The sequence below is a fragment of the Escherichia sp. S10b genome (genome assembly GCF_028421345.1).
Taxonomy (GTDB): Bacteria; Pseudomonadota; Gammaproteobacteria; order Enterobacterales; family Enterobacteriaceae; genus ECMA0423.
The window spans coordinates 124815-140282 of record NZ_JAHZSO010000167.1; the positions used below are offsets into that span (position 1 = coordinate 124815).

General features: G+C 50.0%; 14 protein-coding genes and 1 pseudogene. 5 read left to right on the forward strand and 10 right to left on the reverse strand.

Translation table 11 applies throughout. The annotated features are described in order from the left end of the window. Positions 1–2 precede the first annotated feature (2 nt). Positions 3–1589 (reverse strand): c-di-GMP phosphodiesterase PdeC, encoded by a 1587-nt coding sequence (gene pdeC, locus FTE26_RS16470; protein ID WP_000019539.1) that lies wholly within the window; start codon positions 1587–1589, stop codon positions 3–5. A 429-nt stretch (positions 1590–2018) separates the two neighbouring features. On the opposite strand from pdeC, the gene FTE26_RS16475 reads away from it, so the two are divergent. Next, positions 2019–2300 carry a YjcB family protein gene (locus FTE26_RS16475; protein WP_001295689.1) on the forward strand — a complete coding sequence of 94 codons (282 nt, stop codon included), beginning with the start codon at positions 2019–2021 and terminating at the stop codon, positions 2298–2300. 98 nt (positions 2301–2398) lie between these two features. Here FTE26_RS16475 and ssb1 read toward each other — a convergent pair whose 3' ends face one another. Beyond that, a complete protein-coding gene (gene ssb1 / locus FTE26_RS16480; RefSeq protein WP_000168305.1) occupies positions 2399–2935 on the reverse strand; it encodes a single-stranded DNA-binding protein SSB1 in 537 nt (178 codons plus the stop codon). A 253-nt stretch (positions 2936–3188) separates the two neighbouring features. Between ssb1 and uvrA the strand changes: the two genes are divergently transcribed. Further along, a complete protein-coding gene (uvrA, locus tag FTE26_RS16485) occupies positions 3189–6011 on the forward strand; it encodes an excinuclease ABC subunit UvrA (protein WP_000357740.1) in 2823 nt (940 codons plus the stop codon). A 34-nt stretch (positions 6012–6045) separates the two neighbouring features. Here the strand turns inward: uvrA and FTE26_RS16490 are convergent, their stop codons facing one another. From FTE26_RS16490 to aphA, 3 genes are all read right to left on the reverse strand, one after another. Beyond that, a complete protein-coding gene (locus FTE26_RS16490; RefSeq protein WP_000155657.1) occupies positions 6046–6402 on the reverse strand; it encodes an MmcQ/YjbR family DNA-binding protein in 357 nt (118 codons plus the stop codon). Positions 6403–6405: 3 nt separating this feature from the next. Further along, a complete protein-coding gene (locus tag FTE26_RS16495; protein WP_000270372.1) occupies positions 6406–6822 on the reverse strand; it encodes a secondary thiamine-phosphate synthase enzyme YjbQ in 417 nt (138 codons plus the stop codon). A gap of 110 nt (positions 6823–6932) precedes the next feature. Beyond that, entirely contained in the window at positions 6933–7646 is a 714-nt protein-coding gene (aphA, locus tag FTE26_RS16500) for an acid phosphatase AphA (RefSeq protein ID WP_001307512.1), read from the reverse strand. A gap of 401 nt (positions 7647–8047) precedes the next feature. On the opposite strand from aphA, the pseudogene FTE26_RS16505 reads away from it, so the two are divergent. Continuing rightward, a pseudogene (locus FTE26_RS16505) lies at positions 8048–8270 on the forward strand (hypothetical protein). A 29-nt stretch (positions 8271–8299) separates the two neighbouring features. After that, on the forward strand, positions 8300–8551 hold the full coding sequence (locus FTE26_RS16510; RefSeq protein ID WP_000275035.1) for a hypothetical protein: 252 nt from the start codon (positions 8300–8302) through the stop codon (positions 8549–8551). A 221-nt stretch (positions 8552–8772) separates the two neighbouring features. On the opposite strand, the gene tyrB is transcribed toward FTE26_RS16510, so the two are convergent. From tyrB to dnaB, 3 genes are all read right to left on the reverse strand, one after another. Beyond that, entirely contained in the window at positions 8773–9966 is a 1194-nt protein-coding gene (gene tyrB / locus FTE26_RS16515) for an aromatic amino acid transaminase (RefSeq protein WP_000486965.1), read from the reverse strand. A gap of 252 nt (positions 9967–10218) precedes the next feature. Beyond that, positions 10219–11298, reverse strand: coding sequence for an alanine racemase (gene alr / locus FTE26_RS16520; protein WP_001147328.1), 1080 nt, complete (start codon positions 11296–11298; stop codon positions 10219–10221). A gap of 52 nt (positions 11299–11350) precedes the next feature. After that, entirely contained in the window at positions 11351–12766 is a 1416-nt protein-coding gene (gene dnaB / locus FTE26_RS16525; protein ID WP_000918363.1) for a replicative DNA helicase, read from the reverse strand. Positions 12767–12848: 82 nt separating this feature from the next. On the opposite strand from dnaB, the gene FTE26_RS16530 reads away from it, so the two are divergent. Then, complete coding sequence (locus FTE26_RS16530; RefSeq protein ID WP_000235516.1) at positions 12849–13832, forward strand: quinone oxidoreductase; 984 nt, start codon at positions 12849–12851, stop codon at positions 13830–13832. Between the two features lie 165 nt (positions 13833–13997). Here FTE26_RS16530 and pspG read toward each other — a convergent pair whose 3' ends face one another. Together pspG and dusA are read right to left on the reverse strand one after the other, a co-directional pair. Further along, complete coding sequence (pspG, locus tag FTE26_RS16535; protein WP_000891402.1) at positions 13998–14240, reverse strand: envelope stress response protein PspG; 243 nt, start codon at positions 14238–14240, stop codon at positions 13998–14000. Positions 14241–14373: 133 nt separating this feature from the next. After that, on the reverse strand, positions 14374–15411 hold the full coding sequence (gene dusA, locus FTE26_RS16540; protein WP_001298868.1) for a tRNA dihydrouridine(20/20a) synthase DusA: 1038 nt from the start codon (positions 15409–15411) through the stop codon (positions 14374–14376). Positions 15412–15468 lie beyond the last annotated feature (57 nt).

Genomic DNA, 15468 nt, shown 5'->3' on the forward strand with positions numbered 1-15468 from the left:
TTTTATTGCCCGCGCGTTAACTCCCGCGCGGGTAATTGCTCCATCCATTGCATAAACACCTGCGGCGGCATCGCCTTCGCAAAGAACCATCCCTGGCAATAGCGCACGCCGCGTTTGCGCAGCCAGTTAACCTGCTCCTCAGTTTCGACGCCTTCAGCGATCGTTTTTAACCCCAGGCTGTGCGCCAGCTCGATGATGTGTTCCGCAATCAAATGACTGGTTTTGTGGGTGGTCAGCGTTTCAACAAACGATTTGTCGATTTTCAAAATATCGACATTCAATGATTTAAGGTTATGCAAGTTAGAGTAGCCAATACCAAAATCATCAATTGCCACTTCGTAACCTGCCTGGCGGAAAGCCAGAATAATCGGCGTCATTTTGTCAACATCAAGAAATGCATGTTCAGTCACTTCAAATTTAATTTGCTGCGGACGCACCGCGTATTGCTCTGTTTTCTGATTGATTCGCGCTATCAACCGTGACGTATGAAAATCGGAGGCCGACAGGTTAATAGAAACATAGCGATCTGCATGTGTTGCCAGGTAATCGCCCAGATCGCGGAAGACATTATCAATAACATAATCAGTTACCTGTTCTATCATCCCCTCCTTTTCTGCCAGCGGAATAAACTCTGCCGGATTCATTATTTGCCCCTGCTCACCAAGCCAACGTAACAACGCTTCAGCGCCGATACATTTTTCTGTTTTGATATCGATTATTGGCTGGTAATAAAGACAAAGTTGATGTTTTTCGAGGGCGCGTTGCAATTTACGTTTGGGAGATAAATAGTTTTGTCGAATACGTAGCCAGAGTAATAGCAGAACAAGACTCCCCAAAATACCGGCGGGCAACGCAAAAATAAGATGATTATAAAAATGGGTTATAAGACGTTGATATGAAGTCGCAACAATGGCTGCAATTGGGCGTTTTGTCGAATAAACTGTCGCATATAAATAGCCATTTCTTTGTACGGTTAAATCCTTCAAATGAATCAGCGGAGAAAACGTTGCTGCCGAGGCCTCTTTGCTTAACGAGAAAAAGGTTTTCGTCACCGTATCATACACACCCCATTGCAATGTCGGATCATCAGACATCACTTCACTCCAGAAGAGAGGGTTGATAACCGCCACATAATTTCCCCGCTGCATATAGGTCATTTTATAGCCAGAGAAAAAAGGCGTATCGCGGTAATAATAGATAGAAACGTTAGGTTCACGCTTATAATCGGCCGGTGCAATCGTATAGCCGTTTACAGGCGCTATCAGCGATGAGCATAAAAAATGGTTATCACGGGCATAGATCAATTCATTAATATAAAGATAGCCACGAATAATATTCAACATTCGCTTTTGATGGGCTGGAGTGCAAACTTGCCCCTGATAGCGTTCAGCTGCATCGCTCACTAAATCTGCCTGGCGAATGACCAGCTCGGATTTATCCAGTGCCAGTTGAGCAAAGGTTCGGAGCTGATTATTCACTTCTGATTTTGCCCAAAGGAAGGCAATCCATAGCGAAAGAATGATGGGAAAGAGAACTAAAAAGATAATGCCCGGCAACGCCAGTAATTGGTGTCGTGCACGATGACTCATTGCTATCAATTTCCTGCCTGTTTATACCCGGCCATTGCAAGGTGAAAACCCTGGGTACCGACGTCTTTAGATAAATCTTACGGTATAAATAGCACTTTTGCCTGATTTGAAATTGATACCTTTCTAATCGTCACCTGGATGAAAATAATTCATTGATATTCAAAATTAATTTCCTACAGGAATGCAGAGGCGGCGGGAAGATATGCCCTTAATGCCACTGAAAAACCACATAATCTGTACAGCAATAAAAGTCACGGCCTAATATGGCTAACAAACAATCAATTGTGATATAGTTCACAAAATTAATGAAACAAACAGAGTGTTTCATTTTTGTGTTCTGCAAGCCCCGCGATAGCCAGAGTGTACCACGCCTCCCGTGAACAACGCCGCGCTGTCCAGGGCATCGGCTCTTTTCAGAGGAATTGTTTGATGGCTACCCTCACCACTGGCGTGGTTCTTCTTCGCTGGCAACTTCTTAGTGCCGTAATGATGTTTCTGGCCAGCACACTCAACATCCGTTTTCGTCGGTCTGATTATGTCGGGCTTGCGGTGATCAGCAGCGGTCTGGGCGTTGTTTCCGCCTGTTGGTTCGCAATGGGGTTGCTTGGCATCACAATGGCGGACATCACCGCTATCTGGCACAACATCGAGTCGGTGATGATAGAAGAGATGAATCAGACACCGCCACAATGGCCAATGATTTTGACCTGATACGTAGAAGCCTCCATAACGGAGGCTTCTTTTTTATGGCTGGCAGATGCTTTAATCATCCACCTTAAAACAATATAACCTATTGTTTTAATGACAAATCAGAACGGAATGTCATCATCAAAGTCCATCGGCGGCTCGTTAGACGGCGCTGCCGGAGCGGACTGCTGCGGGCGAGACTGCGCGCCGCCGCTGAACTGATTGCCACCCTGCGGCTGCTGAGGCTGACCCCAACCGCCCTGCGGCTGACCACCACCGATATTGCCACCTGCCGGAGCGCCACCACCCTGACGACCACCCAGCATCTGCATGGTGCCGCCAACGTTCACCACGACTTCTGTGGTGTAGCGATCCTGACCGGATTGATCGGTCCATTTACGGGTACGCAGCTGACCTTCGATATAAACCTGAGAACCTTTACGCAGATATTCGCTCGCCACTTCTGCCAGTTTGCCGAACAGCACAACGCGGTGCCATTCAGTCTGTTCTTTCATCTCGCCGGTCGCTTTATCACGCCAGGATTCGGAAGTAGCCAGCGTAATGTTGGCAACTGCGCCACCATTTGGCATGTAGCGTACTTCCGGGTCCTGACCCAGATTACCAACGAGAATAACCTTGTTTACGCCTCTGCTGGCCATGTTCGTGTCTCCTGAAAAAAATCGTTCTGAATAAGTGTAAACGCGCGATTGTACCATTACCAATAGCGCTTTTACTATGTTGTGACCTCGGTTCCGGGAAACAAACCTGGCCAGACATTGTTACACAACACTCCGGGTAATGCATTCCAATACTGTATATTCATTCAGGTCAATTTGTGTCATAATTAACCGTTTGTGATCGCCGGTAGCACCATGCCACCGGGCAAAAAAGCGTTTAATCCGGGAAAGGTGAATGGATAAGATCGAAGTTCGGGGCGCCCGCACCCATAATCTCAAAAACATCAACCTCGTTATCCCCCGCGACAAGCTCATTGTCGTGACCGGGCTTTCGGGTTCTGGCAAATCCTCGCTCGCTTTCGACACCTTATATGCCGAAGGGCAGCGCCGTTACGTTGAATCCCTTTCCGCCTACGCGCGGCAGTTTCTGTCACTGATGGAAAAGCCGGACGTCGATCATATTGAGGGGCTTTCTCCTGCCATCTCAATTGAGCAGAAATCGACGTCTCATAACCCGCGTTCTACGGTGGGGACAATCACCGAAATCCACGACTATTTGCGTTTGTTGTTCGCCCGCGTCGGCGAACCGCGCTGTCCGGACCACGACGTCCCGCTGGCGGCGCAAACCGTCAGCCAGATGGTGGATAACGTGCTGTCGCAGCCGGAAGGCAAGCGTCTGATGCTGCTCGCGCCAATCATTAAAGAGCGCAAAGGCGAACACACCAAAACGCTGGAGAACCTGGCAAGCCAGGGTTACATCCGTGCTCGTATTGATGGCGAAGTCTGCGATCTTTCCGATCCGCCGAAACTGGAACTGCAAAAGAAACACACTATTGAAGTGGTGGTTGATCGCTTCAAGGTGCGTGACGATCTTACCCAACGTCTTGCGGAGTCGTTTGAAACCGCGCTGGAGCTTTCCGGTGGTACAGCGGTAGTGGCGGATATGGACGACCCGAAAGCGGAAGAGCTGCTGTTCTCCGCCAACTTCGCCTGCCCAATTTGCGGCTACAGTATGCGTGAACTGGAGCCGCGACTGTTTTCGTTTAACAACCCGGCAGGTGCCTGCCCGACCTGTGACGGCCTTGGCGTACAGCAATATTTCGATCCTGACCGCGTGATCCAAAACCCCGAGCTGTCACTGGCTGGCGGTGCGATCCGTGGCTGGGATCGCCGCAACTTCTATTATTTCCAGATGCTGAAATCGCTGGCAGATCACTATAAGTTCGACGTCGAAGCGCCGTGGGGCAGCCTGAGCGCGAACGTGCATAAAGTGGTGTTGTACGGTTCTGGCAAAGAAAACATTGAATTCAAATACATGAACGATCGTGGCGATACCTCCATCCGTCGTCATCCGTTCGAAGGCGTGCTGCACAATATGGAGCGCCGTTATAAAGAGACAGAATCCAGTGCGGTACGTGAAGAATTAGCCAAGTTTATCAGCAATCGCCCATGCGCCAGCTGCGAAGGGACGCGTCTGCGTCGGGAAGCGCGCCACGTTTATGTCGAGAATACGCCGCTGCCTGCTATCTCCGACATGAGCATCGGTCATGCGATGGAATTCTTCAACAATCTCAAACTAGCTGGTCAGCGGGCGAAGATTGCAGAAAAAATCCTTAAAGAGATCGGCGATCGTCTGAAATTCCTCGTTAACGTCGGCCTGAATTACCTGACACTTTCCCGCTCGGCAGAAACACTTTCCGGCGGTGAAGCCCAGCGTATCCGTCTGGCGAGCCAGATTGGTGCGGGCCTGGTTGGCGTTATGTATGTACTGGACGAGCCGTCTATCGGCCTGCACCAGCGCGATAACGAGCGCCTGTTGGGTACGCTTATCCATCTGCGCGATCTCGGTAATACCGTGATTGTGGTGGAGCATGACGAAGACGCAATTCGCGCCGCTGACCATGTGATCGATATCGGTCCTGGTGCGGGTGTTCACGGCGGTGAAGTGGTCGCAGAAGGTCCGCTGGAAGCGATTATGGCAGTGCCTGAATCGTTGACCGGGCAGTACATGAGCGGTAAACGCAAGATTGAAGTGCCGAAGAAACGCGTTCCGGCGAATCCAGAAAAAGTGCTGAAGCTGACAGGTGCACGCGGCAACAACCTGAAGGACGTGACGCTCACGCTGCCAGTCGGTCTGTTTACCTGCATCACAGGGGTTTCAGGTTCCGGTAAATCGACGCTGATTAACGACACACTGTTCCCGATTGCCCAACGCCAGTTGAATGGTGCGACCATCGCCGAACCGGCACCGTATCGCGATATTCAGGGGCTGGAGCATTTCGATAAAGTGATCGATATCGACCAAAGCCCAATTGGTCGTACTCCACGTTCTAACCCGGCGACCTATACCGGCGTGTTTACACCTGTGCGCGAACTGTTTGCGGGCGTACCGGAATCCCGTGCGCGTGGTTATACGCCAGGACGTTTCAGCTTTAACGTCCGTGGCGGGCGCTGCGAAGCCTGTCAGGGCGACGGTGTGATCAAAGTGGAGATGCACTTCCTGCCGGATATCTACGTGCCGTGCGATCAGTGCAAAGGTAAACGCTATAACCGTGAAACGCTGGAAATTAAGTACAAAGGCAAAACCATCCACGAAGTGCTGGATATGACCATCGAAGAGGCGCGTGAGTTCTTTGATGCGGTGCCAGCTCTGGCGCGTAAGCTGCAAACGTTGATGGACGTTGGTCTGACGTACATTCGCCTGGGGCAGTCCGCAACCACACTTTCTGGTGGTGAAGCCCAGCGCGTGAAGCTGGCGCGTGAGCTGTCAAAACGCGGCACCGGGCAGACGCTGTATATTCTCGACGAGCCGACCACCGGTCTGCACTTCGCCGATATTCAGCAACTCCTCGACGTGCTGCATAAACTGCGCGATCAGGGCAATACCATTGTGGTGATTGAGCACAATCTCGACGTGATCAAAACCGCTGACTGGATTGTCGACCTGGGACCAGAAGGCGGCAGTGGCGGCGGCGAAATCCTCGTCTCCGGTACGCCAGAAACCGTCGCGGAGTGCGAAGCTTCGCATACGGCACGCTTCCTCAAGCCGATGCTGTAATCGTTAAGGCCGCTTTCTGAGCGGCCTTTTCCTTTCAGAGTTGTACCAGCAATTTACGCTTTTCTTCCGGTAGTAAATTCACTGCCTGCTGATAAGACGCATCCACCAGATAATAGATTTGCGAATCCGGCAGCGAACCGTCGAGATACACGGTGCTCCAGTGCGCTTTATTCAGATGGCGGCTAGGACGCACATCGCTGTGCTGCTGACGTAGCAGCTCCGCCAGCTCCGGGCTGGTTTTCAGCGAAACAGCTGGGCGATTTTCTACTTCTTTCACCATCGCAAACAGTACATCTTCCACTTTGATCTGCGTCGCTTTCCAGTCGTTATGCACGCTCTGTTCTGCGCCTGGTTTTGCCATGCAATATTGTAGCAACTCCGAAATGGTCATTTTTTACTCCCCTTGTAATGTCGCGATGATGCGACGCGATCCGCCGTGGATGCGATGTTCCCCCAGCCAGATGCCTTGCCAGGTGCCGGTCTGAATACGCCCTTTATGTAACGGCAATACAAGCGATGTTCCCAGCATTGAGGATTTGATATGAGAAGGCATATCGTCTGCTCCCTCATAGTCATGCTCATAATTTCCGTTGTCGGGAACGGTGCGGAGGAAAAAACGCTCCATGTCGTGGCGTACGGTGGGATCGCAGTTCTCATTAAGTGTCAGAGAGGCGGAGGTATGTTGCAGCAACAGATGCAGTAAGCCGATGTTAACGCGCGGCATATCAGCCAGCTGATTCAGAATTTCATCCGTTACCAGATGAAACCCACGAGATTTGGCGCTAAGCGTGAGCGTCTTTTGATACCACATGTGCTGCTCCTTGATAAAACTCTCTTAATCAGTTTGCAGCAAGACAGCGAAAGGATAAAGGTGTGATTAAAAAAACAGCATTCGGGAGAGTGTCACGCTCTCCCGCTCTGTCAGTATTCTGAATTGACGATCACCTCTTCACCAAACGCACCCGCTTGTGGCAAGGGTTTGTAGGTAGAGTTGGAGGCGCGCAGAATGCGGATACCACGAGCGCCGACATCGCGTGCGGCGGTAATATCGTTATCGGAATCGCCATAAAAAATTCGGATATTTTTATCCTGCAGCCATTGCGATTTTGTATTTTGCCCTGGTTTATCGCCCGCAAAGATCACCGGATTCATGTTGGTGACAGGAATATGAAAATTATCCGCCAGCGTTTTTGAAACCGTTTCTGTTTTCGTCGGGCTACGACCAGTCACAAAGAAGATCGCGTCACCGCGGCGTACATGCATATCAATCAGCTGGCGAGCGACCTCTTTTGGAATGCTGAATTCATCCCAGCCATTGTTCATTTTTTCCCAGAACACAGGATTTTTCAGATAATCTTCGCTTTCTGGTGAGAAGGTTTTTTTGCCGCGCCAGAAGCCCGGGCTGGAAAAAAGTACCGTGTCATCGATATCAAACCCCACCGCCATTGGCGGACGCCCTGCGAGGCTATTTTCAATTTGTGCGACCGAAACCCAATGAATTGGTGCCTGTTCAGCAAGCCTGGCAACGTTAGTCCCAGGGTTAAGCGGTGAAGGAGATGAGGCCAGGGCAACAGCGGAACTGTTTAGAGCGAACAATAAGCAAACGGCACTGATTGCCTGTGTGATCTTGCGCATATTTTTCCCTAAATAGTCAGTATGTTGAAACTTTTTATTGTGAGATTTGTTGCAAAAACCATCTGACCATAACGCCAGCTGCCGGGGAAAGGAAGGATTATCTGCGGTTTTTGTGATGAAAAGCAGGATGATTATGTTTAACCCAGTAAATACGTTCCTGTCTTTTTTTGTATAAAAAATGTTTATTACTCGATGTAAGGATACATTAATTTTACGTTTATTATGATGAATCCTCTGCAAATGAGCGAAATTTGATAGAACATTTATCTGCTGTACGATTTAATGAACTTAATGATACAGCATTACAAAAACAATCGAAGTTTATAAAGATGATTCCTGATTGACCAGAACCCTATCCTACAATGGTGACTAATTTTATTACTCCCGATGGAGATGATGATATGAATATATCATATGTGAATAGCAGCAAAACGACATCTTTACCTGTTGAGCTAGATGCACTAAATAATAAAGATATCTCTTATGCCAAAGATTTTTCTTATGCTAAAGATTTCTTTTTATACATAGAAACACAGTTAAAAATTGCAAAAGATTTTTGTAGACCTGGAGAAGAAGTATCAAGTTCTATTGCAAGTAAAGTTTTTCACGCATTTATTGATTTAGTTAACAAAATCAGGAGTAAGAAAGACTTTATGTATATTTGCACGCTTTGCTGTTTTGCCGAGGAGGTTAAAGGTGATTATTCTCATTACAGGACCTTTTTATTTGATATTGGTAATCAATATAAGGTTAAACTTACACAAAGCGGAAAAAAAGAGCTCTCTTTAACTTTAGAATTTAACGATACTATAATTGAATCTCAGAAAGTCACAGGCAATAAGGCAAAGCATATTCTTGAGGATATAGAAAAATTCTATCGTAACAAACCCGATACTTATTATTAAATTTAATAATAGTTAGATGTGCAGAAATTATTACTCCACCCAAAAAAACAGGATAAGGAATTCCAGATAATTAGGATAAGCTTAACAATAAAAGAACTAATAACGTTTATTATCTCTCACGTAGAACGATGGCATCAAAAAAATCATCTATAAAGAAAGAGTGAAAGCGACGACAGTTTAATTTCACTGCAGGCTGGGTAGCTCCAGCCTGCTTTCCTGCATTACATCACCGCAGCAAACGCCTTTGCCACACGTTGTACATTTGCCGTATTTAACCCGGCGACACACATGCGACCGCTGGCGATGAGATAGACACCAAATTCTTCACGTAGTCGGTCAACCTGAGCGGTACTTAAACCGGTATAACTGAACATGCCGCGCTGATTAAGCAGATAATCGAAATTGCGTTCTGGCATCTCTGTGCTTAATACCTTCACCAGTTCCTGACGCGTTGCCAGAATGCGAGTACGCATCTCTTCTACTTCCGCCAGCCAGCTGGCTTTCAATGCCTCGTCATTCAGCACTGCAGCCACCACCTGCGCACCAAAATTCGGCGGGCTGGAGTAGTTGCGGCGAACTGTTGCTTTCAATTGCCCCAGTACGCGGCCAGCGGCTTCGGCATCTTCACACAGAACAGAAAGTCCGCCGACGCGCTCGCCGTAAAGGGAGAAAATTTTCGAGAACGAATTGCTCACCAGAGCGGGTAATCCAGCGCTGGCAATGGCGCGAATAGCGTAGGCATCCTCTTCCATACCGGCACCAAATCCTTGATAGGCAATATCGAGGAATGGAATAAGCTCGCGGGCTTTGAGAATTTCAATCACCGCATCCCACTGGTCATTAGTGAGATCGGCACCCGTTGGGTTGTGGCAACATGGATGCAGCAACACAATACTGCGGGCAGGTAATGTTTTCAGCGTCGCCAACAGGTCATTAAAGCGCACGCCGTTAGTCGCTTCGTCATACCAGGGGTAAGTACTCACTTCGAATCCAGCCCCGGCGAATATTGCTACGTGGTTTTCCCAGGTAGGATCGCTGACCCAGACGCCTGATTCCGGGAAGTAGCGTTTCAGGAAATCCGCGCCCACTTTCAATGCCCCGGAGCCGCCAAGGGTTTGAATGGTTGCTACGCGCTGTTGTTTCAGTACCGGATGGTCCGCACCAAACAGCAGCGGCGCAATGGCATGGCGATAGCTGTTAAGCCCTTCCATCGGTAAATAAAGCGAAGCGCCATGAGGCTGCGCATTCAGGCGCGCTTCCGCCTCCGCCACGGCTTTCAGTTGTGGAATAATTCCGTCTTCGTTGTAGTACAGACCGATACTTAAATTCACTTTGTCGCTGCGAGGGTCTTCTTTAAAACGCTCCATAAGCGTAAGAATCGGGTCGCCAGCGTAGGCGTCAACTTTTTGAAACACGCGATGGTTCTCCAGGTTTACGGGCAGGTGGTTAAAACACAATAAACCGGAAGAAGGCGAAGATCGAGTGGATGTTCAGGAGCGAACGGCAATTAGCAACAGAGTGAGACTCATGACAAACGTACATCCGCCAGAGGCACGACCTTTATAAGAGCATGAAAGAACATCAACTTATTGAATTTTTAGGATTTTATTGGCCGGATAAGGCATTCACGCCGCATCCGGCACAGACAATCAAATATTACAGAACGATTAATCCACGTATTTCATCGCGACCCTTGAAGTCAGGCGCGTAATAAGTTCGTAAGCGCTTACTTTCGTCATTTCAGCGATACGTTCTACGGGCAAACCTTCGCCCCATAAAATGACCGGATCCCCGGCTTTGTCCTGCGCCTGTGGACCTAAGTCTACGCAGATCATATCCATCGCCACGCGCCCGACAATCGGTACTTCGCGACCGTTCACCAGCACTGGCGTACCGGACGGCGCGGCGCGCGGATAACCATCGCCATAGCCCATCGCGACTACGCCAAGACGGGTATCACGTTCGCTTACCCAGGTTCCACCATAACCAACAGGTTCTCCGGCTTTATGCTCACGCACGGCAATCAGGCTGGAGGTTAGTGACATCACTGGCTGACAGCCAAAATCGGCACCGGTGGAGCGATCTTCCAGCGGCGAGACGCCATAAAGAATGATGCCCGGGCGCACCCAGTCAAAATGCGACTGTGGCCACAGCAGAATGCCACCCGATGCGGCAATGGAACGTTGACCAGGTTTGCCTTCGCAAAAGGTATTAAAGATAGCGAGTTGTTTCTCGGTTGCGCCACATTTTGGTTCATCCGCGCGCGCAAAATGGCTGACGATATTCACCGGCTGACGAACGTTTTTGCACTGGGTCAGGCGATGATAAAACGCCTCAGCCTGTTCCGGCCTTACGCCCAGACGGTGCATACCGGTATCGAGTTTCATCCAGACGGTAACCGGCTCGTCCAGGCTAGCCTCTTCCAGCGCAGCCAGCTGTTCTTCGTTATGCACGGCGGTATGAAAATGTTGCGCAGAAATCGTCGGCAGATCTCTGGCATCAAAAAAGCCTTCGAGTAACAGTACAGGTTTGGTGATTCCCCCCGCACGCAGTCGCAGAGCTTCTTCGAGACGGGCTACGCCAAAGGCGTCAGCATCGGGGAGCGTTCGCGCGGTCTCAAGAAGACCGTGACCATAAGCGTTCGCTTTCACCACCGCAACCATTTTACTGGCAGGGGCCAGTTCACGAAGACGTTGCAGGTTGTGTCGCAGAGCGCGGCGGTTAATCACAACAGTTGCCGCTTGCATTTGTGTTCCTTGATAAGTGTTTGCTTTAATTACCTAATTCATAAAATAATTATTATTCGTCGTCGTACTGCGGCCCCGCATAGTTGTCGAAGCGCGACCATTGACCGTTAAAGGTCAGGCGTACCGTCCCGATTGGGCCGTTACGTTGTTTACCGATAATAATTTCCGCGATGCCTTTTAAATCACTGTTTTCGTGATACACCTCATCACGATAGATAAACATGATCAAGTCCGCATCCTGCTCGATAGAGCCAGATTCACGCAGGTCGGAGTTGACCGGGCGTTTGTCGGCACGTTGTTCCAGAGAACGGTTCAACTGGGACAGCGCCACCACCGGCACGTTCAGTTCTTTCGCCAGTGCTTTCAGCGAGCGAGAGATTTCTGCAATTTCCAGCGTACGGTTATCGGAAAGCGCCGGTACGCGCATCAGTTGCAGGTAGTCGATCATGATAAGCCCGATGCCGCCGTGTTCACGGGCAATACGGCGTGCGCGGGAACGCACTTCCGTTGGCGTCAGGCCGGAGGAGTCATCGATATAGATATTGCGTTTTTCGAGCAAAATACCCATGGTGCCGGAAATGCGCGCCCAGTCTTCATCATCGAGCTGCCCGGTACGGATTTTAGTCTGGTCAACGCGCGACAGCGACGCCAGAGAACGCATCATAATCTGTTCTGAAGGCATCTCCAGCGAGAAGATAAGTACTGGTTTATCCTGCAACATCGCCGCGTTTTCGACGAGGTTCATCGCAAATGTTGTTTTACCCATCGACGGACGCGCGGCGACGATGATCAAATCCGACGGCTGCAAGCCAGCGGTTTTTTTGTTGAGATCGTCATAACCGGTGTTTACTCCGGTAACGCCATCGTGTGGCTGCTGAAACAACTGCTCAATACGCGCCACGGTTGCGTCGAGCACATCGGCGATGTTCTTCGGCCCTTCGTCTTTGTTTGCACGACTTTCAGCAATTTTAAAGACGCGGGATTCAGCAAGGTCCAGCAGATCTTCGCTGGTGCGCCCCTGCGGATCAAAACCGGCTTCAGCAATCTCATTCGCAACCGAAATCATCTCACGGACAACGGCACGTTCACGCACGATGTCCGCATAGGCACTGATGTTCGCCGCACTTGGCGTATTTTTTGACAGCTCTGCCAGATAAGCAAAACCACCGACGCTATCGAGTTGCCCCTGGCGTTCCAGCGATTCCGCAAGGGTAATCAGATCGATAGGACTACCGCTTTCCTGCAAACGCGCCATTTCAGTAAAGATATGGCGGTGTGGGCGGGTGTAAAAATCGTCTGCCACCACACGCTCGGCTACATCGTCCCAGCGTTCGTTATCCAGCATTAAACCGCCCAACACCGACTGCTCCGCTTCGATCGAGTGCGGAGGCACTTTCAGCCCGGCAACTTGTGGATCGCGTTCGCGGGGTTCAGCCTGCTGTTTGTTGAAGGGTTTATTTCCTGCCATAGTGAATGGAGTTACCGAGATAAAGAATGGGTCGAAACTTTACCATATGAAGCAGACCCTGACGATACGTTCTGGAGGACACATGGCAACACGAATTGAATTTCACAAGCACGGTGGCCCGGAAGTACTTCAAGCCGTAGAGTTCACTCCTGCCGATCCGGCAGAGAATGAAATCCAGGTCGAAAATAAAGCCATCGGCATCAATTTTATCGACACATATATCCGCAGCGGCCTTTACCCGCCGCCATCACTACCCAGCGGATTAGGTACCGAAGCGGCAGGCATCGTGAGTAAAGTCGGCAGTGGTGTAAAGCATATTAAGGCAGGCGATCGTGTAGTCTATGCGCAGTCGGCGTTAGGCGCTTACAGCTCTGTGCATAACATTAATGCGGATAAAGCGGCGATTCTGCCTGCGGCAATTTCTTTTGAGCAAGCTGCGGCATCCTTCCTGAAAGGCTTAACGGTTTATTATCTGCTGCGCAAAACCTATGAAATTAAACCCGATGAACAGTTCCTGTTCCACGCAGCGGCTGGCGGCGTTGGCTTGATTGCCTGCCAGTGGGCAAAAGCCCTGGGCGCGAAACTTATCGGCACCGTAGGAACCGCGCAAAAAGCGCAGAGCGCGCTAAAAGCGGGCGCGTGGCAGGTTATTAACTATCGTGAAGAGGATCTGGTCGAGCGGTTAAAAGAGATCACCGGCGGTAAGAAAGTGCGCGTGGTGTACGATTCCGTGGGCAGAGACACCTGGGAACGGTCGCTGGATTGCCTGCAACGCCGCGGCTTAATGGTCAGTTTTGGCAACTCATCAGGTGCGGTTACCGGTGTGAACTTAGGCATTCTCAATCAAAAAGGCTCGTTGTATGTGACACGCCCTTCCCTGCAAGGCTATATCACCACGCGGGAGGAATTAACCGAGGCCAGTAATGAACTGTTCTCTTTGATTGCCAGCGGTGTGATTAAGGTCGATGTCGCCGAGCAGCAGAAATATCCGCTGAAGGATGCGCAGCGTGCGCATGAGATTCTGGAAAGCCGGGCGACGCAAGGTTCCAGCCTGTTGATTCCATAAAAGAAATAGGGCTTCCACCTGGGAAGCCCTTTCTTTTTATAGTTCGGCTGTATGTAGGGTACAGCACGATGAATCTGTTAGAGGCGCAATAGTGACAGATTTGATTATCAATTCCTATTTTGTTCTAAGGATAAAACCTTAGGTTGTGATCATCCGCACAATCCCTTAGTAACGCCAGCGGTCATAACGCTGATATTTCGGCATTTTTGGTGCTTTAATCGCCTTAATAACCCACACCACCGCAATCGCCAGTAGTAACCACGGCAGCAACTTAATCATCAATGCCAGCATACCGCCGAGGAACATAATGGCCGTCGCCACAACCAGCGCGGCGATAATGCCCAGCAACGAAACGCCGGTGACCATCAGCATGACAAAAAAGCCAATCACAAAAAGTAGTTCCAGCATGATGCACTCCCAAATATGAAATCTCTTGCTGGCATTACAAGAATCATGCCAAAAATAATCTATTGATTTAACAGCAAAACGCCCCGCGACGGTGCGCAGGGCGTGGTGAATTTGACTACTTTTTGGTGAAAAGTTAACGTTTATCCGCCACCAGTTTGAGCGCGTGTTCCAGCACATTAATGTCTGCACCCGCTTTATGGGCATTTTCACTTAAATAACGCCGCCACTGCCGCGCGCCAGGAATACCCTGGAACAAGCCCAACATATGCCGGGTAATATGGCCGAGATACGTCCCCTGGCTGAGTTCACGCTCAATGTACGGATACATGGCGCGCACTACCGCCACCGGATCGGCATCGGTATCCGAGGAACCAAAGATCTCCCGGTCTACCGCCGCCAGAATACCCGGATTCTGATACGCCTCGCGCCCGACCATCACGCCATCCATATGTTGCAGGTGTGCTTTGGCCTCTTCCAGCGACTTGATACCACCGTTAATCGACATTGTCAGATGCGGAAAGTCACGCTTCAGTTGATACACACGCGGATAATCGAGCGGCGGGATTTCACGGTTTTCTTTCGGGCTTAACCCCGAAAGCCAGGCTTTACGTGCGTGGATGATAAACATCTCACACTCGCCTTTGCCGGAAACGGTGTTGATGAAATCGCAGAGAAATTCATAGCTGTCCTGGTCATCGATGCCAATACGCGTTTTCACCGTCACTGGAATCGACACCACATCGCGCATCGCTTTCACGCAGTCGGCAACCAGCTGCGCATTACCCATCAGACACGCACCAAACATGCCGTTCTGCACCCGGTCAGACGGGCAGCCGACATTCAGGTTGATCTCATCATATCCACGCGCTTCTGCCAGCTTCGCACACTGTGCCAGCGCCGCCGGATCGCTACCGCCGAGTTGCAACGCTACCGGATGTTCTTCTTCACTGTACGCCAGGTAATCACCTTTACCGTGAATAATCGCCCCTGTGGTCACCATTTCGGTATACAGCAACGTATTGCGGGAAAGCAGACGCAAGAAATAGCGGCAATGTCTGTCCGTCCAGTCGAGCATTGGTGCAACGCTAAACCGACCACTCCAGTGAACGTCAGTTTTTTCAGGCATTGCGCTGGTTTGGTTGATTTTTTGCATTTCAGAATTACCGTGCATTTTCAAATGTAGAGATTATTTTATCGATATATCATTGGGTTATGTTATTCAGCATCA